An 18,993-nucleotide genomic window follows, 5' to 3' on the forward strand; every position below is an offset into this window, starting at 1 on the left:
GTCGCCTCGGGCGAGCCCGCGGTCTCCGTCAGCTGACAGGGGCGCCCCGTCAGGGGCGCGCGCCCTGTGGTGGCGCCGAAGGCGCCTACTAAGGGGCGCGGGGAACTGCGCGACCAGCCCACCACCGCCCGGTGGTCCGGACACGACAGAAACGGCCCCATCGGGACGGTGACGACCTGACAGCCTCGTCGTGGCCCTTCGCGCAGTTCCCCGCGCCCCTTTCGTGGCGGCCGTAGGCCGCTGTGGCACCGGTGGTGACCTGCGGGAGCGTGCCTCCTGGGAGGTTCGGTCTTGACAGGTCGGATGTCTGAGGGGATCTTTGCGGCAACCAAGAGCCGCAGGGTAGGGGCGACCCGGGCGACTCTTCATTTACGAGGATGCGTCATGCACCGGCAGGTGCACCGCAGGGAGCCGTCGTGACCATCGGTACGCACCAGGAAACCCGTCCCCTCCGACACCGTTCGCAGAGTCTGGTGATCACCGGACTGCTGCTGGCTGCCGCGGCCTTCGGCTGCGGAGCCCCCGACAACCCATCCGACGACACGGGCAAGTCCCAGTCGATCCCGGACAAGCCGAGCAAGCCCGTCTCGCTGGAGATCCTCGACGTCGCCGGAAACCTCCAGCTCACCCAGGGCATGATCGACGACTTCGTCAAGCAGCACCCGGACATCGTCAAGAAGGTCACCTACTCCAAGGCCCCGGCGCCCGACCTGGCCGGCAAGATCAAGGCCCAGCAGCAGGCCGACCAGGTCGACATCGACCTGGTCCTCACGGGTACCGACGGCCTCGCCGCCGGTCTCTCGCAGAACCTGTGGGCCGACATGAGCAGCCATCAGAAGGCCATCGGCGACCCCGACTACCTGGCGCCGGCCGCGGACATGGCCAAGCTCGCACAGGGCAAGGGCACCGCCATCGTGTACTACCCGTCCGGGCCGCTCCTCGAGTACAACCCGGACAAGGTCAAGAACCCGCCCAAGACGCCCCAGGAACTCCTCGCCTGGGCCAAGGCCCACCCCAAGCGGTTCCAGTACGCCGACCCGGCCAACTCGGGTCCCGGGCGCACCTTCCTGATGGGCCTGCCGTACCTGCTGGGCGACAAGGACCCCACGGACCCCGAGCACGGCTGGGACAAGACCTGGGCGTACCTGAAGGAGCTCGACAAGTACGCGGCGGTCTACGCCTCGGGCACCTCCGAGACCATGAAGAACATGGCCAGCGGCCAGACCGACATCATCATGAGCACCACCGGCTGGTACATCAACCCGCGCGCGCTGGGCACCGTCCCGAAGAAGGTCAAGGCCTCCCACTTCGACGACATGACCTGGGTGACGGACGCCCAGTACGCGGTCGTCCCGAAGGGCGTCGACGCGGACACCATGTCCGCCGACCTGAACCTCATCAAGTGGATCCTGACGCCGAAGCAGCAGGCCAAGGCCTACGACGACGGCTACTTCTACCCCGGCCCCGCCATCAAGGACGTCCCGCTGTCCATGGCGCCCGCGAAGTCCCAGCAGGTCGTCAAGGAGTACGGCGTCCCGGACTTCGACAAGTGGATCGACCAGTTCCCGAAGAAGCCGTCGCTGCCGTCCGACGCGCAGGTCAGCGCGTTCGACCTGTGGAACCGCCAGGTGGCGGGCAAGTGACCCCCACACGGATACCGGCCGCCCGGGCCGGCGGAGCGTGGTACCGCTCGCCCGGGCGGGTCGCGCCCGGCCCCGGGCGCGGAGCGAGCGACCCTGTGCAGGCGGCGACCGGTCAGGTGAGCAGGCGACGATGACCCACTTCAGCACCCTGCGGCTCGACGGTGTCTCCCGCACCTTCGGTCGCCACCGAGCCCTGTTCGGCCTGGACCTGGAGATCACCGGCGGCGAGTTCATCGCGCTCCTGGGGCCCTCCGGATGCGGCAAGTCCACCGCGCTCAACTGCCTCGCCGGCCTGCTGCCGCTCACCGGCGGCCGGATCCTGCTCGACGGCGAGCGCATCGACCGGCTGGCACCCGAACGGCGCGGCTTCGGCATGGTCTTCCAGAACTACGCGCTGTTCCCGCACATGACGGTGCGCGGCAATGTCGCCTTCGGCCTGAAGATGGCCAAGGTGCCCAAGGCCGAGGCCGCCCGGCGGGTCGACGCGGCGCTGGACCTCGTCCACCTCGCCGACCAGGCGGGCAAACGGCCCGGGCAGCTCTCCGGCGGCCAGCAGCAGCGCGTCGCGATCGCCCGCGCCGTCGTGCTGGAGCCACGCCTGGTCCTGATGGACGAGCCGCTGTCGAACCTGGACGCGGCGCTACGGCTGGAGATGCGCGCGGAGATACGCCGCCTGCACCAACGCCTGGGCCTCACCACGGTCTACGTCACCCACGACCAGGAAGAGGCCCTGTCGCTGGCCGACCGGCTCGTCGTGCTGCGCGACGGGCGCACCCAGCAGATCGGCACCCCCGAAGAGGTCTACGCCACCCCGGCCAACCGCTACGTCGCCTCCTTCATGGGCTACCGCACCCTGCTGGACGCCACCGTCGTCACCGGCGGCGACCGGCCGGTCATCGAGGTCGCCGGCGCCCGGCTCACCGGCGCCGACCGCGACCGGCTGCCGGCCGGCGCCCGTGCCACGGCCGCGATACGCCCCGAGGACATCGACGTGATCGCCGAAGGTGACGGCGCCCCGTCCGGCGGCGCCCTGACCGCGACGGTGGAGGTCGTCGAGTACCACGGCCGGGAGCTCGCCGTGCAGGCCCGCCTGGCGGACGGGCAGGCGGTGCACTTCCGCACCGGCACCCGGCTCGCCCCCGACGACGAGGTGCGCCTGGCCGCACCGCCCGAGCGGGTGCTGGTCTTCGCGCCCGACGACGCTCCGGCCACCGCTCCGGCCGCCCCGCAGACGGTGGCGACATGAGCGCCGGAAACGGCACGGCGGAGGCGGCGGAGGGCGGAAGGAGGGCCGGCCGCCCGGGTGACCGGCCGGCGCTGCGGCACCGGCTCGCCGAGCGCGGCGTGGACCGCACCCTGCTGCTGGTCGTGCCCGGCCTCCTCTTCCTCGTCCTGCTGTTCTGCTACCCCCTGCTGTACGGCGTCGGGCTGTCCTTCCAGCCGCAGCAGGGCGGCGGGGCGTTCGCCAACTACCGGACGTTCTTCAGCGACGGGTACCTGCGCGGCACCATCTGGACCACGCTCGAGCTCGCCGTGCCCGCCGCACTGATCAACTGCCTGGCGGCGGTGCCGGTGGCCTTCCGCACCCGTGGCCCGTTCCGCGGCCGGCGCCTGGTCACCACCCTGCTGGTCATGCCGATCACCCTGGGTACCGTGCTCACCGCCGAGGGCCTGCTCGGCTACCTCGGGCCGAACGGCTGGTTCAACAAGGTGCTGCGCGGCATCGGCCTCATCGACCAGCCGCTGGACCTGGTGCACAACTACTGGGGTGTGCTCGCGTCCCTGCTGATCACCGGATTCCCGTTCTCCTACCTGCTCACCCTGTCGTATCTGACCGGGATCGACCCCAGCCTGGAGCAGGCCGCCGCCACCCTCGGGGCCGGACGGTGGGACCGCTTCCGGCACATCCTGCTGCCGTTGCTCGCACCGGGGCTCGCCATCACCTTCTGCCTGTCCTTCGTGCTGGCCTTCGCGGTCTTCCCGTCCGCACAGCTGGTCGGCGACCCGCGCGGCAGCACCCACGTCATCTCCATCGAGGCCTACCAGGCCGCCTTCCAGAAGTTCGACTACTCGATGGGCTCCGCCATCGCGATGATCATGGCCGCCGTGATGCTCGCGGTCGTCGTCCTCGTACTGGCCTGGCGGTCCCTGCTGTACCGGGGCGCGACGGGGGGCAAGGGCTGATGACCGACCTGACGACCGACCTGCACAAGGCACCCGAGACCGACGCCGACCCCGCCACGGCACGCCCCGTCCCGTGGTACCGGCGCCCCGGCAACTGGGTCGCCCTCGCCGTCTTCGGCTTCTTCTTCGTCAACCTGGCCGGCATCATCGGCGTACCGGTCGCCGACTCGCTGGGCACCCGCTGGTTCACCAGCTGGCTGCCGGACGGCTGGACCACCAAGTGGTACGGGTCCGCCTGGAAGGAGTTCGACCTCGGGCAGGTCTTCTGGACCACGGCCCTGGTGGCGATCCTCGTGGTGGCCGTGTCGGTGGTGCTCGGGGTGGCCGCCGCCTACGGTCTGGCCCGGCGCGACTTCCCCGGCAAGAAGATCGTCCTGCTGCTCTTCCTGCTGCCGATCCTCGTGCCACCGCTGACGTACGGCATCCCGCTGGCGACCGTCCTGTACAAGTTCCACCTGGCCGGCACGCTCACCGGGGTGGTGCTGGCCAACCTGGTGCCGTCGGTGCCGTTCGTGGTGCTCACCATGACCCCGTTCATCGAGCAGATCGACCCGCGTATCGAGGCGGCCGCCCGGATGTGCGGGGCGCGCACCGGGGCGGTGCTGCTGCGGGTGCTGGCGCCCCTGCTGGTGCCCGGCATCCTCGCCGCTTCGGTGCTGGTCCTGGTGCGCACCGTCGGCATGTTCGAGCTCACCTTCCTCACCGCGGGACCGCACAGCCAGACCCTGGTCGTGGCGCTCTACTACGCGGTGTTCTCGGCCGGTATCCGCACGCAGCAGTCCATCGACGCGATGGCCGTGATGTACACGTTGTCCATGCTGATCCTGCTGGTCATCGCGCTGCGGTTCGTCAATCCGACCCAGCTGGTGACCCGGGTGCGGGACGAGACTCCGCGGCAGCCGGACGCGGGGTGACACCGCGGGAGGCTCGTCCGCCGGCCGGCGCCGCTGCTCGCGCCGGCCGGCGGTCCGTCCCGGGCGGGCAGCCACGCCGGCCGGGCCCGCCCTGATGCCCTGACCGGCCACCCCCCAAACCGCCGGAATCCGGTCGGCGACCGTCCGGATTCCGGTCGAAAGCCGCCCGGGGCCGGGGGGCCGGCCGCCGACCGTCCCGCCGGGGAAGCGTCCCGTGCCACCTGCGGGTACAGTGCCAGGACCAACAGCCCGTCTGGTGAAGGCCGCCGCACTTGTGTTGACGCAGACCACCACCCGGGTCCTCGAACCGAGCGACCTGGACGCCGCACTGGCCGTGCTCGGCCGCGAGCCGGTCGCCAATGCGTTTGTCACGTCCCGGGTCCAGGTCGCCGGCCTCGACCCCTGGCGACTCGGCGGCGAGATGTGGGGCTGGTATGCCGACGGCATACTCCAGTCACTCTGCTACGCGGGCGCCAACCTGGTCCCCATCTGCGCCACCAGCGACGCCGTACGGGCCTTCGCGGCCCGCGCCCGCAAGGCCGGCCGGCGGTGCTCCTCCATCGTCGGCCCGTCCGGCCCCACCGCCGAGCTCTGGCGCCATCTCGAACCCTGCTGGGGCCCCGCCCGCGAGGTGCGCGCCCACCAGCCCCTCATGGTCACCGACCGGCTGCCGGACGACATCGCGCCCGACCCCTACGTGCGCCGGGTACGCAAGGACGAGCTCGAGACGATCATGCCGGCCTGCGTGGCGATGTTCACCGAAGAGGTCGGCATCTCCCCGCTCGCCGGCGACGGCGGACTGCTCTACCAGGCCCGGGTCGCCGAACTCGTCGGGTCCGGGCGCTCCTTCGCCCGCCTCGACCCCGGCGGCCGAGTGATCTTCAAGGCCGAGATCGGCGCCGCCACCCCGCAGACCTGCCAGATCCAGGGCGTCTGGGTCGCACCCGAGTACCGTGGCCGCGGCCTCGCCGCCCCCGGCCTGGCGGCCGTGCTGCGCTACGCCCTGGCGGACACCTCTCCGGTCGCCAGCCTGTACGTGAACGACTTCAACGTCGCCGCGCGCGCCGCGTACCGCAGGGTCGGCTTCCAGGAGATCGGCGCCTTCATGAGCGTGCTGTTCTGACCGGTGCCGCGCCGGCCGGGCGCCCATGCACGGTTTGGCCGGTGCGCCGTCCGGAGCCTGCCCCGCGCGGGGTACTCTCCCCGGCATGCTCCGCATCCCCGGCCGCTCCTCCCACACGCCCGACGACGACGTGATGATCGGGCCCTTGGACCTGGCCGCGCGCGTCGACGACGCCCTCGCCGTACAGGCCGAAGCCTTCGGTCTCAGCACCGACGAGATCAACGTACGGCGGCAGATCGTGCTCCGCCACATCACCTATCCCGGCGCCCGGACGCTCGGCGCCACCCGGGCCGACGGCCGGCTGGTCGGCTTCGTCTACGGCATGCCCAACGACCGCGCCCACTGGTGGTCGACGGTCGTGGCACCGTATCTGCGCAGCACGGGCCGGGACGGCTGGCTGGACGACTCCTTCGTCATCACCGAGCTGCATGTGCTGCCGGGGTACCAGAACCGCGGCATCGGCCGGGCCCTGATCACCACCCTCACGGACGCCGCCGACCAGCCCCGCTCGATCCTGTCGGCCATCGACACGGACAGCCCCGCCCGCGCCCTCTACCGCTCGCTCGGCTACCAGGACCTGGCCCGGCAGGTGCACTTCCCGAGCGCACCCAAGCCGTACGCGGTCATGGGCGCGCCGCTGCCGCTGCTCCGGTAGCCGCCGCGCGCCGGCCGGGCCCCGGCGCGGCTATCGATTTCCGCCGGCCCGTGCAACCCGGCTAACCTCCTGCCCATCACCCTTTCGTTGCAGGAGATCACCATGGCCCAGGTCCAGCGCATGTCCCGGTTGATGATCAAGACACTGCGCGACGACCCGGCGGACGCCGAGACGCTCAACCACAAGCTGCTGGTACGCGCCGGATACGTGCGCCGCAACGCCGCGGGCATCTGGACCTGGCTGCCGCTCGGCAAGAAGGTCTTCGAGAACGTCGCGCGGATCGTCCGCGAGGAGATGGACGCCATCGGCGGCCAGGAGGTGCTGCTCCCGGCCCTGCTGCCCAAGGAGCCCTACGAGGTCTCCGGCCGCTGGGACGAATACGGCGACCTGCTCTTCCGCCTGAAGGACCGCAAGGGTGGCGACTACCTGCTCGGGCCCACCCACGAGGAGATCTTCACCCAGATCGTCAAGGACCAGTGCGCGTCCTACAAGGACCTGCCGGTGATCGTCTACCAGATCCAGACCAAGTACCGGGACGAGGCCCGGCCGCGCGCCGGCGTACTGCGCGGCCGCGAGTTCCAGATGAAGGACTCGTACTCCTTCGACCTGGACGACGCAGGCCTGGCCGAGTCGTACGCCCTGCACCGCGCCGCCTACCAGCGGATCTTCACCCGGCTCGGCTTCGACTACCGCATCGTCTCCGCGGTCTCCGGCGCGATGGGCGGCTCCGCGTCCGAGGAGTTCCTGGCCCCGGCGGCGGCCGGCGAGGACACCTTCGTGGACTGCCCGAACTGCGACTACGCGGCGAACACCGAGGCCGTCACCTTCAAGGCGCCCGCCACCGACGTGATCGACCACGGCCCGGTCGAGGAGCTGGACACCCCCGACACGCCGACCATCGAGACCCTCGCCCAGCACCTCGGCGTGCCCGCCTCCGCCACGTTGAAGAACCTGCTGGTCAAGGTCGACGGCGAGATCGTCGCCGTGGGCGTGCCGGGCGACCGCGAGGTGGACCTCGGCAAGCTCGGCGAGCACCTGACGCCCGCCGCCGTCGAGGTGGTCACCGCGGAGGACTTCGAGGGCCGCCCCGACCTGGTGCGCGGCTACGTCGGCCCGCAGGGCCTGGAGAAGGTCCGCTACATCGCCGACCCGCGGGTGGCGCCCGGCACCGCCTGGATCACCGGTGCCAACAAGCCGGACACCCACGCCAAGAACGTCGTCGTCGGCCGGGACTTCACGGTCGACGAGTACCTTGACGTGGTCGTCGTGCAGGCCGGCGACCCCTGCCCGAGCTGCGGCGCAGGCCTCGAGCTCGGCCGTGCCATCGAGATCGGCCACATCTTCCAGCTGGGCCGCAAGTACGCGGACGCCTTCCAGCTCGACGTGCTCGGCCAGAACGGCAAGCCGGTGCGGGTGACCATGGGCTCGTACGGCATCGGGGTCTCCCGCGCGGTGGCCGCGCTGGCCGAGCAGTCCGCCGACGAGCACGGACTGTGCTGGCCGCGCGAGGTCGCACCCGCCGACGTGCACATCGTCGCGGCGGGCAAGGCCCAGCAGATCGAACTCGCGCTTTCGCTGGCCGACCGGCTGGGCACCGCCGGGGTGCGGGTACTGGTGGACGATCGGGCCGGCGTCTCGCCCGGCGTCAAGTTCACCGACGCCGAGCTGATCGGGGTGCCGACGATCCTCATCGCCGGCCGGCGCTCCGGCGAGGGCGTAGTGGAACTCAAGGACCGCAAGTCCGGCGCCCGCGAGGAACTCCCCGTGGACGACGCGATCGCCCGCATCGTGGGGGAGTAATCCCTCCAGGCGAACTGCGATAGGCGCATAGGGCGCCCTGTAAGGGGCGCGGGGAACTGCGCGCTGAGCCACGACGAGACCGCCGGGTAGTCACGATCCGGTGGGGCCACTCTCTGTCGCGTGGCGTGGCGAAGCCGCAGGAGTCGCGCCTGAAGGGGCGCCTCGTAAGGGGCGCGGGGAACTGCGCGTTGAGCCACGACGAGACCGTCGGGTAGTCACGATCCGGTGGGGCCACTCTCTGTCGCATGGCGTGGCGAAGCCGCAGGAGTGGCGCCTGAAGGGGCGCCTCGTAAGGGGCGCGGGGAACTGCGCGCTGAGCCACGACGAGACCGTCAGGTGGTCACGATCCAGAGGGGGCACCCTCTGTCGCATGGCGCGGCGAAAGCCGCAAGAGTCGCAGGCACGCGGCGAACCCGCATAAACCCGCATAAAAGGGTGACCGAGGGACCCCCCTCGGCACCTCACAACCACGTGGCGAACTCCAACAACATCTCCGCATCCGGCTCCCGCCCCACCCGCCGCGCCCGCACCCCGGACTCCACCGCCCGAAAGAGCGTCCACCCGGTGAGCCGTTCCCGATCGACTTCCAGGGACTCGGCGAGGCGTTTCACCCGGCGCCGGGTGATCGCCGGACCGGACGGCGCGGCGATCAGGTCCTCGACACGGTCGCGCACCAGCCGCGCCAGGTCGAAGGCGCGCTCGCCGACCAGCGGTTCGGGGCCCACCGCCAGCCACGGCATCCGCTCGGCCCCGAGCACCTTGCTCTGCCGGAACGCTCCGTGCAGCAGCAGCGCACCGGGGGGCTCGGCCACCAGTGCCCCGCGCGCATCGAGCGCCGCGTCCACGAGCGCGGCGACCTCCGTGTCCGCCGAGGTGTCGGCCGTCCGGCGCATGGCCTCCGCCTGCCGCCCGGTGCGCTCGGCGACCGTCTCGAAGGCGTGGCCGGCGGGCGGCTCGTTCCACAGCCGGTGCAGCGTGTCCGCGGCCTCCAGCATGGACTTGGCCTCCGGCAGCGAGCGCACGGAGACATCGGGCCGCAGCCGCTCCAGCAGCAGCGCACCATCCTCACCGGCACCGGCACCGGCACCGGCACCGGCACCGGCCCCAGTGCCAGTGCCGTCCGGATCGTCCAGCAGCCGGACCGCACCGCGGGCGTTCCAGTGCGCCAGGGCCGCCCGCTCGTCGGCAGGACGGGCCTGAGGGGGAGCCAGCTTGAGCACCGCGGGGCCGCCGTCCGCCCGGCGAACCAGGACGACGAGACTGCTGCGCCCGCCGGGCGCGTGCACCCGCTCCACGGTCAGCCCCCGCCGGTCCACGGCCTGCCGCAGCAGTTCCGGCAGCATCGTGAGCCAGGCCGCACCGGTCCCGCTCCCGACCGGTTCGCCCTCGTCCCGCCGTTCCTCGTCGAGCGCCTTGACCAGGCGTTCCGGCGGTTCGATCGCCATGCGAACGTCGTCCTTTCGTGGCTGGCTGGCTGGCTGAAGTGAAAACTGACCTGACCTGACCTGACCTGAACGGAACGGAAAAGAACAGAACTTGGCTGGATCGGCTACCGCCCCGGCTTCGGTCGGCAGCGGTCCGCCGAGCGGCGCGGGACGGGGGCCACAGGCGCCGCCGCGCGGGTCACGGCGGGGGTGCGGTGGGCCCGGCCGTACCGCCCGGCGCCGACGCCTCGCCGGCCCGTTCGGCGAGACCAGGGAAGGCTACGCTGCCGCCGCGCCAGCGCACCGCCCGCACCGCCGTGTCCCGCAGCGCGTCCGCCGCCGCATGCCGCCGCGCCCCCGAGGTGGCCCGCACGAGATCGGCGTAGGCTCCGGCGACCCGTTCCTCCAGCTCAGCGGCGAGCCGGCCGGCCGACGCGCCGTCGCTCACCGCGAACGGCAGGGCGTAGCCGGCGGCCGCAGCGCGCGGCGTGGCCCCCAGGTCGCGGGCGGTGCGTGCCAGGTCGTCGCGGCGCGCTCGGTGTGCGTCATAGGCCGCACGCGCCTCCTTGCGCCGGGGCTCGTCGATCTTTCCGCCGACGACTCCGTAGCCGTACACCGCGGCGTGTTCCGCGGCCAGCGCGGCCTGCACGGCCTTCAGAACGTCGGCGTCGTCCGCGTCCGTGGGATGTCTGCCGTTCACTTGTCGTCCTCCGCCAGCAGATATGCGTGTGCCGCGCCGGCCGCGGCGACCGAGGCCAGCAACCGCGCCAGCTCGCCCGGCGCGTCGAGCAGCTGGGTGACGCGCCGGTCGGCGAGCGTGCGCTCGGCCGAGGCCAGCATGGTCAGTGCGTCCTTCTCGCTCGCCGGCACCTGCGACGCCTGCCGCGGCTTCGCCGTGCTCCCGGCACCGTTGCCCGTCGCACTGCCTGTCGCAGCGGTCTTCGAAGGCGTCTTCGACGGTGCCGGCGACGCATGTGCGCCGCCGAAGGCCGTCGCGTGGCGGGCCACCTCGGCGCGCAGCGGCGCAAGGCGCGCGCCGAGCGGCGGATGGGCCGCGACCACCGCGTCGTACCGTGCGACGAGATCGGCACTGTCCTGGGCCGCACGCGCACGGGTCCGGTCGGCGGCCGAGCGCTCCTGCGGTGTGCTGCCGGCCGGCGCGCTGTCGTCCGTGCAGCCCGTGGCCAGCGCGGCGCCGGTGACGACACCCGCGGCGCTCAGCAACACCGTGCGGCGGTGCGGCCCGCTGCGGGCCTGCGGGGGTGGGCCGAACGGCGACCGATGCGGGGCGGGGGGTGGCGCAAGGGGCACGGCACACGTCCTTGTGAGGTGCGGGACTCGTCCTGCGGACGAGCCGGAGGCGGGACTTGATCACCGTACCCGCGGGGCACTCCGCCACCCCTCATCGGCTCGGTTCCTCCGCACCGGATCGGCTCGGTCCGTCCGCACCAGGCCGCCGGGGGTTCCGCGCGCCGGGCGCACGACATCCCAAGTCGTGCTGGACCCGCGCTCCGAACCTGCCCCCTAACACCCGTCGCGCCCCGGTGGACGGCAACACTCCCGAGGACCGGATACCCTTTGACCCGACACACCCCCCTGCACCCACCCACCGTTCTCCCACAACAGCACACGCGGCCGAGGAGTCACCCGGATGAGCACCACCCAGAGCGAGAGGCTGCGAGAACTGCTGGAGCCGCTGGTCGACTCCAGGGAGCTGGACCTCGAAGAGATCACCGTGACCCCGGCAGGCAGGCGGCGTGTGCTCCGTGTCGTGGTGGACTCCGACTCGGGCGTGCAGCTCGACACCTGCGCCGAGTTGAGCAGGGAGATCTCCGGCAAGCTCGACGCCACGGACGCCATGGGCGAAGGCGAGTACGTCCTCGAGGTGACGTCCCCCGGCGCCGAACGGCCGCTCACCCGCCACAGCCACTACGTGCGGGCCGTCGACCGCCTGGTCAGGTTCCGGCTGACCGACGAGGCGGCGGCAGAGACGGGTGCGCAGGAGCTGACCGCCCGGATCACGAAGGTCGACGAGGACGGCCTCGACGTGACGGTGCCGGGCGTCAAGGGCCGCCGGCCCACCACCCGCAGGCTCGCCTTCCGCGACATCGCCAAGGCCCGTGTGGAGATCGAGTTCAATCCCAGGAGCCAGAGCACCCAGGAGGCCCCGGGCGTCGCGGGCACGGGCGACGCTCACGGCCCCGGAAACGCTTAAGGAGGCGTAGCCGTGGATATCGACATGAGTGCCCTGCGGGGCCTGGTCAGGGAGAAGGAGATCTCCTTCGACCTGCTCGTGGAGGCGATCGAGTCGGCCCTCCTCATCGCCTACCACCGCACCGAGGGAAGCCACCGCCACGCGCGCGTGGAACTGAACCGCGAGAGCGGTCATGTGACGGTGTGGGCCGAGGAGGACCGCGAGGAGCTCGAAGAGGGCCAGAAGCCCCGCGAGTTCGACGACACCCCGAGCGGCTTCGGCCGGATCGCGGCGACCACCGCCAAGCAGGTCATCCTCCAGCGCCTCAGGGACGCCGAGGACGACGCCACGCTCGGTGAGTACGCCGGCCGCGAGGGCGACATCGTCACGGGCGTGGTCCAGCAGGGCCGCGACCCGAAGAACGTGCTGGTCGACATCGGCCGTCTGGAGGCCATCCTGCCGGTGCAGGAGCAGGTACCGGGCGAGTCGTACCAGCACGGCATGCGACTGAGGTCATACGTGGTCAGAGTCGCCAAGGGAGTGCGCGGGCCGTCCGTCACGCTCTCCCGGACCCACCCGAACCTGGTGAAGAAGCTCTTCTCGCTGGAGGTCCCGGAGATCGCCGACGGATCCGTCGAGATCGCCGCGATCGCCCGTGAGGCGGGCCACCGCACCAAGATCGCCGTCCGCTCGGTGCGCTCCGGGCTGAACGCGAAGGGCGCCTGCATCGGCCCCATGGGCGGCCGGGTACGCAACGTGATGGGCGAGCTGAACGGCGAGAAGATCGACATCGTGGACTGGTCGGAGGACCCGGCCGAGATGGTCGCGAACGCTCTGTCGCCGGCCCGGGTCTCCAAGGTCGAGGTCGTCGACCTCGCCGCCCGCTCGGCCCGGGTCACCGTGCCGGACTACCAGCTCTCCCTGGCCATCGGCAAGGAAGGGCAGAACGCCCGGCTCGCCGCCCGGCTCACCGGCTGGCGGATCGACATCCGTCCGGACACCGAGCAGACCGGCGAGGCCGGGGAGCAGCGTGGCGCCGGGCGCGACGCTGCGCCCAGCGGTCCCGGCGGCTCCGGCGGGCGCGGCTGACGCGCGCCCCCGGAGCGGCGTCCCCGACGGAGCGGATACCGCCCGGAACGGGACAAGACCAGCGAAGCGCAAGAGGACACGTGTTCGATTTCTGCCCCAATCGGGTGAGGTCGGTGCGGGGAGGTAGACTTAAGGGTGTCTGGCCAAACGTCTGCCCGCGCATGCCCGGAACGCATGTGTGTGGGATGCCGGGAGCGAGCGGCCAAGCGCGATCTGCTGCGGATCGTGAAGATCGAGGATCGCTGTGTCCCCGATCGGCGCGGTACGCTGCCCGGCCGGGGTGCATATGTGCACCCCGCCCTGGTCTGTCTGGACCTGGCGGAGCGCCGTCGGGCTTTTCCCCGGGCCTTCCGCGCCCGGGGTCAGCTTGACATCGAGGCGTTGCGCCTGGTCATCCAAGACCGCCCCTGAAAGGGGGCAACACCGTAAGACGCGTCGCACGGCCCCGTGCGGCCCTGGTACCTCGCGAGTCGGAAGTAGGTCGAGATTGCGATGAGCACTCGATGAGTACGCGATGAGTACGCCCATGAAGTAGCGACGGTCCGGCGGTAACCCGGACCTAAAAGGAGCGAAGTGGCTAAGGTCCGGGTATACGAACTCGCCAAGGAGTTCGGTGTGGAGAGCAAGGTCGTCATGGCCAAGCTCCAGGAACTCGGTGAATTCGTCCGTTCGGCGTCCTCCACCATTGAGGCGCCCGTAGTACGCAAACTAACCGACGCTTTCCAGCAGGGTGGCGGCAACGGCAGCGGCCCCGGCCGCGGCGCCGCCAAACCCTCGGCACCCAGGAAGGCAGCCCCCAGGCCAGCGGCGCCCACGCCGGCGCCTTCGGCCGGGGGAAACAGGCCGACGGGAGACGTCCGTCCGGCTGCCCCGAAGCCCGCGCCGCGGCCCGCCGCGGCCGAGAAGCCCGCGGCGGCGGCACCCAGCTCGGGTCCGCGCCCGACGCCCGGCCCCCGGCCGGGCCCCAAGCCCGCGCCAGCGGCACCCGCGGCACCCGAATTCACGGCACCGGCCACCCCGGCGCCGGCGCAGCCGGCACCGTCCGGGCCCAAGCCCGGTGCGCGCCCCGGCGCGCCCAAGCCCGGTGGCCGTCCGGCCCCCGGTCAGGGTCAGGGTCGTGGTGACCGGCAGGGAGGCCAGCGCCCCGGCGCAGCGGCACCCCGTCCCGGCGGTCGTCCCGCGGGCCCGCGCCCGGGGAACAACCCCTTCACCTCCGGCGGCTCCACCGGCATGGCGCGCCCGCAGGCGCCCCGTCCCGGCGGTGCGCCGCGCCCCGGCGGCGCCGGTGCGCCCGGCGGCCCGCGTCCCCAGGGTGCGGGCCAGGGCGGTCCGCGTCCCGGTCCGCGTCCGACCCCGGGCGGCATGCCCCGCCCGCAGGCGCCGCGTCCCGGCGCTGGCCCCGGCGGTAACCGCCCGAACCCGGGCATGATGCCGCAGCGTCCCGCCGCAGGTCCGCGTCCCGGCGGTGGCCCCGGCGGCCGTCCCGGCGGTGGCCCCGGTGGGCGTCCCGGTGGCGGCGGCGGTCGTCCCGGCGGCGGCTTCGCCGGTCGTCCCGGTGGCGGCGGTGGCGGCGGTCGTCCCGGTGGTGGCGGCGGCTTCGGCGCCCGTCCCGGCGGCGGTGGCTTCGGTGGCGGTGGCGGCGGTGGCCGTCCCGGCTTCGGTGGCCGTCCCGGCGGTCCCGGTGGCCGCGGTGGCACCCAGGGTGCCTTCGGCCGTCCGGGTGGTCCGGCGCGTCGTGGCCGCAAGTCGAAGCGGCAGCGTCGCCAGGAGTACGAGGCCATGCAGGCCCCGTCGGTCGGCGGCGTGATGCTGCCCCGCGGCAGCGGCGAGACCATTCGCCTGTCGCGCGGCGCGTCGCTCACCGACTTCGCCGAGAAGATCAACGCCAACCCGGCGTCGCTCGTCGCGGTCATGATGAACCTCGGCGAGATGGTCACCGCGACCCAGTCCGTCTCCGACGAGACCCTCCAGCTGCTCGCCGGCGAGATGAACTACACCGTTCAGATCGTCAGCCCCGAGGAGGAGGACCGCGAGCTCCTGGAGTCCTTCGACCTCGAGTTCGGCGAGGACGAGGGCGGCGAGGAGAACCTGGTCGCGCGCCCGCCGGTGGTCACCGTCATGGGTCACGTCGACCACGGTAAGACCCGCCTGCTCGACGCCATCCGCAAGACCAACGTCATCGCGGGCGAGGCCGGTGGCATCACCCAGCACATCGGTGCCTACCAGGTCACGACCGAGGTCAACGGCGACGACCGCAGGATCACCTTCATCGACACCCCCGGTCACGAGGCGTTCACCGCCATGCGTGCCCGTGGTGCCAAGTCGACCGACATCGCGATCCTCGTGGTGGCGGCCAACGACGGTGTGATGCCGCAGACGGTCGAAGCGCTGAACCACGCCAAGGCGGCCGACGTGCCGATCGTGGTCGCGGTCAACAAGATCGACGTCGAGGGCGCCGATCCCACCAAGGTCCGCGGTCAGCTGACCGAGTACGGCCTGGTGGCCGAGGAGTACGGCGGCGACACCATGTTCGTCGACATCTCCGCCAAGCAGGGCCTGCACATCGACAGCCTCCTGGAGGCCGTCATCCTCACCGCCGACGCCTCGCTCGACCTGCGTGCCAACCCGGACCAGGACGCGCAGGGCATCGCGATCGAGGCCCACCTGGACAAGGGCCGCGGTGCCACCGCGACCGTCCTGGTGCAGCGCGGCACCCTGCGGGTCGGCGAGACGATGGTCGTCGGCGACGCCTACGGCCGAGTCCGCGCCATGCTCGACGACCTCGGCAACACCGTCGAGGAAGCCGGCCCGTCGACCCCCGTCCAGGTCCTCGGCCTGACGAACGTGCCGGGCGCCGGCGACAACTTCATCGTCGTCGACGAGGACCGCACGGCCCGCCAGATCGCCGAGAAGCGCGCCGCCCGTGAGCGCAACGCCGCGTTCGCCAAGCGCACCCGCCGGGTCTCCCTGGAAGACCTGGACAAGGTGCTCAAGGCGGGCGAGGTCCAGCAGCTCAACCTCATCATCAAGGGCGATGCGTCCGGTTCCGTCGAGGCCCTGGAGTCCTCGCTGGTCCAGCTCGACGTCGGCGAAGAGGTCGACATCCGCGTCCTGCACCGCGGTGTGGGTGCGGTCACCGAGTCGGACATCGACCTGGCCATGGGCTCCGACGCCATCGTCATCGGCTTCAACGTCCGCGCCGCAGGGCGCGCGACGCAGATGGCCGAGCGCGAGGGTGTCGACGTCCGGTACTACTCGGTCATCTACCAGGCGATCGAGGAGATCGAGGCGGCCCTGAAGGGCATGCTCAAGCCGGAGTACGAGGAGGTCGAGCTCGGCACCGCGGAGATCCGCGAGATCTTCCGCTCGTCCAAGCTGGGCAACATCGCCGGTGTCCTGATCCGCTCCGGCGAGGTCAAGCGGAACACCAAGGCCCGGGTGCTGCGCGACGGCAAGGTCGTCGCGGAGAACCTCAACATCGAGGGCCTGCGTCGCTTCAAGGACGACGTCACCGAGATCCGCGAAGGGTTCGAGGGCGGTATCAACCTCGGCAACTTCAACGACATCAAGATCGATGACGTCATCGCGACGTACGAGATGCGGGAGAAGCCCAGGGTGTGATCGGCTACGCCGATCCACCCGGTTCGGGTCGGCCGGACGGTGTCCCGCCCGGCTGCCCCGAACCCCCCGCCGGGTGCCCCCGTAAAGGGGCGGTGGGGGCTGGGCGCGTAGCGCCCTGAAAAGGGGCGCGGGGAACTGCGCGACCAGCCACGACGAAGCCGTTTGATCGTCACCGTCCCGGTGGGGCTGTTTCTGTCGTGTCCGGACCTCCCCCACTCTCGGCTTCGCTCGAGCGGGAGGTACCCCCATGCCGGTGGTGGGCTGGTCGCGCAGTTCCCCGCGCCCCTTGAGTGCGCCTTCGGCGCCCCCGCGCACGGGAAGGGCGAAACTCCGTCGAACGCGCCGCGAGGTTCGTTGTACGGTTCCCGTGCCCGCCTCTTCCGACGGCGGAGCCACACGATCCCGTACCGGCGGGTGAACCGGTTACACACATGTATGTGGGGACGCTGTCCTTCGATCTCCTGCTCGGCGACGTACGGTCGCTGAAGGAGAAGCGCTCCGTCGTCCGCCCGATCGTCGCCGAACTCCAGCGCAAGTACGCGGTGAGCGCGGCCGAGGTCGACCATCTGGACCTGCACCGCAGGGCCGGTATCGGCCTGGCCATGGTCTCCGCGGACGCCGGGCACGTCACGGACGTACTGGACAGGTGCGAACGGCTCGTCGCCGGCCGACCCGAAGTGGAGCTGCTGTCCACCAGACGGCGCTTCCACGGTGACGACGACTGAACCGACGCCATGGCCAGGCGTCGGCACCACGGGTGAGGCGAACCGGGCAGCCGGTGCCGGAGACGGACCCACCGGCGCGGGGTACCCGAGCCCAGGCCGTGGCGGCGCCCCGGCCCGACGGCCACCACGGCGCGCCGCACAACCATCGAGCAGTGAGCACAGGAAGAAAAGGGAGACGGACCAGTGGCCGACAACGCGCGAGCGAAAAGGCTGGCGGACCTCATCCGAGAGGTGGTGGCCCAGAAGCTACAGCGCGGGATCAAGGACCCGCGGCTCGGTTCGCACATCACCATCACGGACACCCGGGTCACCGGCGACCTCAGGGAGGCGACCGTCTTCTACACCGTCTACGGCGACGACGAGGACCGTGCCGCCGCCGCGGCGGGCCTGGAGAGCGCCAAGGGCGTGCTGCGCTCGGAGGTGGGCCGGGCCGCGGGCGTGAAGTTCACCCCCAGCCTGGCCTTCGTCGCCGACGCGCTCCCGGAGAACGCCCGCACCATCGAGGACCTCCTCGACCGGGCCCGCGCCTCGGACGCCGAGGTGCGCCAGAACGCCGCGGGCGCCAGCTACGCCGGCGACTCCGACCCCTACCGCAAGCCGGCCGAGGGCGAAGACGTCGACGAGCCTGCCGAGCCGGCCGAGGCGACCCGTGAGCAGCGGACGGGCGGCGACGCCGCGGAATGAACCGTAAGTCCACCGTGCCCGACGGCCTTGTCATCGTCGACAAGCCGTCGGGCTTCACCTCGCATGACGTGGTGGCGAAGATGCGCGGCATCGCCGGCACCCGCCGCGTCGGACACGCCGGCACCCTCGACCCGATGGCCACCGGAGTCCTCGTGCTCGGCGTGCAGCGGGCGACCAAGCTGCTCGGCCACCTCGCGCTCACCGAGAAGGAGTACCTCGGCACCATCCGGCTCGGTCAGGACACCGTCACCGACGACGCCGAGGGCGAGATCACCTCGTACACGGATCCGAGTGGGCTGGCCCAGGAGGACATCGACGACCGGATCGCGGAGCTGACCGGCGACATCATGCAGGTGCCGTCCAAGGTCAGCGCCATCAAGGTCGACGGCAAGCGGTCCTACAAGCGGGCCCGCGAGGGCGAGGACTTCGAGCTGCCCGCCCGGCCCGTGACCGTCTCCTCGTTCGCCGTGCACGACCGTCGCGAGGCCGTCACGCAGGACGGCTCGCCCGCGCTCGACCTGGTCGTCTCCGTGGTGTGCTCGTCGGGCACGTACATCAGGGCGCTCGCCCGTGACCTCGGCGCCGGCCTCGGTGTCGGGGGACACCTCACCGCGCTGCGCCGTACCCGGGTCGGCCCGTACGGCCTGGACGCGGCCCGCACCCTCGACCAGCTCCAGCAGGAGCTGACCGTGCTGCCCATCGGCGAGGCAGCCGCGGCTGCCTTCCCCCGCTGGGACACCGACGCGAAGCGCGCCGGGCTGCTCGGCCACGGCGTGCGCATCGACATGCCGTCCGGGTACGAAGGTGCCGGGCCCGTGGCGGTCTTCGGACCCGAGGGGCGGTTCGTGGCCCTGGTGGAGGAGCTGAAGGGCCGGGCGAAGAGCCTGGTCGTCTTCGCGCCGGAGGGGTGACACCGGCCGGCGGGGGCCGGCGGGCA

The 18,993-nt window shown here is 71.9% G+C and carries 17 protein-coding genes; 14 read left to right on the forward strand and 3 right to left on the reverse strand.

Going from position 1 to position 18,993, the window contains the following annotated elements; genetic code table 11:
* Positions 1-416: 416 nt before the first annotated feature.
* The 7 genes from NQO67_RS40170 to NQO67_RS40200 all read left to right on the forward strand — a co-directional run bounded on the left by NQO67_RS40170 (position 417) and on the right by NQO67_RS40200 (position 8,319).
* Positions 417-1,643, forward strand: a complete 1,227-nt coding sequence (locus NQO67_RS40170) for an ABC transporter substrate-binding protein (protein WP_255955501.1) — start codon at positions 417-419, stop codon at positions 1,641-1,643.
* A 130-nt stretch (positions 1,644-1,773) separates the two neighbouring features.
* Positions 1,774-2,889 (forward strand): ABC transporter ATP-binding protein, encoded by a 1,116-nt coding sequence (locus NQO67_RS40175; RefSeq protein ID WP_255955502.1) that lies wholly within the window; start codon positions 1,774-1,776, stop codon positions 2,887-2,889.
* Positions 2,886-3,827, forward strand: coding sequence for an ABC transporter permease (locus NQO67_RS40180; RefSeq protein ID WP_255955503.1), 942 nt, complete (start codon positions 2,886-2,888; stop codon positions 3,825-3,827). The genes NQO67_RS40175 and NQO67_RS40180 overlap by 4 nt, the downstream gene beginning before the upstream one ends.
* Positions 3,827-4,741 carry an ABC transporter permease gene (locus NQO67_RS40185; RefSeq protein WP_255955504.1) on the forward strand — a complete coding sequence of 305 codons (915 nt, stop codon included), beginning with the start codon at positions 3,827-3,829 and terminating at the stop codon, positions 4,739-4,741. The genes NQO67_RS40180 and NQO67_RS40185 overlap by 1 nt, the downstream gene beginning before the upstream one ends.
* Positions 4,742-5,015: 274 nt before the next feature.
* Positions 5,016-5,864, forward strand: a complete 849-nt coding sequence (locus NQO67_RS40190; protein ID WP_255955505.1) for a GNAT family N-acetyltransferase — start codon at positions 5,016-5,018, stop codon at positions 5,862-5,864.
* An 85-nt stretch (positions 5,865-5,949) separates the two neighbouring features.
* Positions 5,950-6,519 (forward strand): GNAT family N-acetyltransferase, encoded by a 570-nt coding sequence (locus NQO67_RS40195; RefSeq protein WP_255955507.1) that lies wholly within the window; start codon positions 5,950-5,952, stop codon positions 6,517-6,519.
* Positions 6,520-6,621: 102 nt separating this feature from the next.
* Positions 6,622-8,319, forward strand: a complete 1,698-nt coding sequence (locus NQO67_RS40200) for a proline--tRNA ligase (protein WP_255955508.1) — start codon at positions 6,622-6,624, stop codon at positions 8,317-8,319.
* Positions 8,320-8,780: 461 nt separating this feature from the next.
* On the opposite strand, the gene NQO67_RS40205 is transcribed toward NQO67_RS40200, so the two are convergent.
* The 3 genes from NQO67_RS40205 to NQO67_RS40215 all read right to left on the reverse strand — a co-directional run bounded on the left by NQO67_RS40205 (position 8,781) and on the right by NQO67_RS40215 (position 11,054).
* A complete protein-coding gene (locus NQO67_RS40205; protein ID WP_255955509.1) occupies positions 8,781-9,764 on the reverse strand; it encodes an aminoglycoside phosphotransferase family protein in 984 nt (327 codons plus the stop codon).
* A gap of 178 nt (positions 9,765-9,942) precedes the next feature.
* Positions 9,943-10,443: a ferritin-like domain-containing protein gene (locus NQO67_RS40210; RefSeq protein WP_255955510.1), complete on the reverse strand. Its 501-nt coding sequence runs from the start codon at positions 10,441-10,443 to the stop codon at positions 9,943-9,945.
* Positions 10,440-11,054, reverse strand: a complete 615-nt coding sequence (locus NQO67_RS40215; protein ID WP_255955511.1) for a hypothetical protein — start codon at positions 11,052-11,054, stop codon at positions 10,440-10,442. The genes NQO67_RS40210 and NQO67_RS40215 overlap by 4 nt, the downstream gene beginning before the upstream one ends.
* Positions 11,055-11,394: 340 nt before the next feature.
* Here NQO67_RS40215 and rimP point away from each other — a divergent pair, with 340 nt between their 5' ends.
* The 7 genes from rimP (at position 11,395) to truB (ending at position 18,967) form a co-directional block, all read left to right on the forward strand.
* On the forward strand, positions 11,395-11,958 hold the full coding sequence (gene rimP, locus NQO67_RS40220; protein ID WP_255955512.1) for a ribosome maturation factor RimP: 564 nt from the start codon (positions 11,395-11,397) through the stop codon (positions 11,956-11,958).
* Between the two features lie 12 nt (positions 11,959-11,970).
* Positions 11,971-13,026 (forward strand): transcription termination factor NusA, encoded by a 1,056-nt coding sequence (gene nusA, locus NQO67_RS40225; protein ID WP_255955513.1) that lies wholly within the window; start codon positions 11,971-11,973, stop codon positions 13,024-13,026.
* Between the two features lie 135 nt (positions 13,027-13,161).
* Positions 13,162-13,437 carry a YlxR family protein gene (locus tag NQO67_RS40230; protein WP_255955514.1) on the forward strand — a complete coding sequence of 92 codons (276 nt, stop codon included), beginning with the start codon at positions 13,162-13,164 and terminating at the stop codon, positions 13,435-13,437.
* Positions 13,438-13,599: 162 nt separating this feature from the next.
* A complete protein-coding gene (gene infB, locus NQO67_RS40235) occupies positions 13,600-16,647 on the forward strand; it encodes a translation initiation factor IF-2 (protein WP_255955515.1) in 3,048 nt (1,015 codons plus the stop codon).
* A gap of 431 nt (positions 16,648-17,078) precedes the next feature.
* On the forward strand, positions 17,079-17,372 hold the full coding sequence (locus NQO67_RS40240) for a DUF503 domain-containing protein (RefSeq protein WP_255955516.1): 294 nt from the start codon (positions 17,079-17,081) through the stop codon (positions 17,370-17,372).
* A gap of 183 nt (positions 17,373-17,555) precedes the next feature.
* Positions 17,556-18,056, forward strand: coding sequence for a 30S ribosome-binding factor RbfA (gene rbfA, locus NQO67_RS40245; RefSeq protein WP_255955517.1), 501 nt, complete (start codon positions 17,556-17,558; stop codon positions 18,054-18,056).
* Positions 18,053-18,967, forward strand: a complete 915-nt coding sequence (gene truB, locus NQO67_RS40250) for a tRNA pseudouridine(55) synthase TruB (RefSeq protein WP_255955518.1) — start codon at positions 18,053-18,055, stop codon at positions 18,965-18,967. Before rbfA ends, truB begins: the two co-directional genes overlap by 4 nt.
* The last annotated feature ends 26 nt before the right edge of the window (positions 18,968-18,993 follow it).

It is taken from the genome of Streptomyces odontomachi, from assembly GCF_024435355.1.
GTDB lineage: Bacteria > Actinomycetota > Actinomycetes > Streptomycetales > Streptomycetaceae > Streptomyces > Streptomyces odontomachi.

Excerpts from the sequence above, each read along its gene's own strand:
- NQO67_RS40175 (WP_255955502.1), top strand. The coding sequence starts at position 1,774 with ATGACCCACTTCAGCACCCTGCGGCTCGACGGTGTCTCCCGCACCTTC.
- NQO67_RS40180 (WP_255955503.1), top strand. The coding sequence starts at position 2,886 with ATGAGCGCCGGAAACGGCACGGCGGAGGCGGCGGAGGGCGGAAGGAGG.
- NQO67_RS40185 (WP_255955504.1), top strand. The coding sequence starts at position 3,827 with ATGACCGACCTGACGACCGACCTGCACAAGGCACCCGAGACCGACGCC.
- NQO67_RS40195 (WP_255955507.1), top strand. The coding sequence starts at position 5,950 with ATGCTCCGCATCCCCGGCCGCTCCTCCCACACGCCCGACGACGACGTG.
- NQO67_RS40200 (WP_255955508.1), top strand. The coding sequence starts at position 6,622 with ATGGCCCAGGTCCAGCGCATGTCCCGGTTGATGATCAAGACACTGCGC.
- NQO67_RS40205 (WP_255955509.1), bottom strand. The coding sequence starts at position 9,764 with ATGGCGATCGAACCGCCGGAACGCCTGGTCAAGGCGCTCGACGAGGAA.
- rimP (WP_255955512.1), top strand. The coding sequence starts at position 11,395 with ATGAGCACCACCCAGAGCGAGAGGCTGCGAGAACTGCTGGAGCCGCTG.
- NQO67_RS40240 (WP_255955516.1), top strand. The coding sequence starts at position 17,079 with ATGTATGTGGGGACGCTGTCCTTCGATCTCCTGCTCGGCGACGTACGG.
- truB (WP_255955518.1), top strand. The coding sequence starts at position 18,053 with ATGAACCGTAAGTCCACCGTGCCCGACGGCCTTGTCATCGTCGACAAG.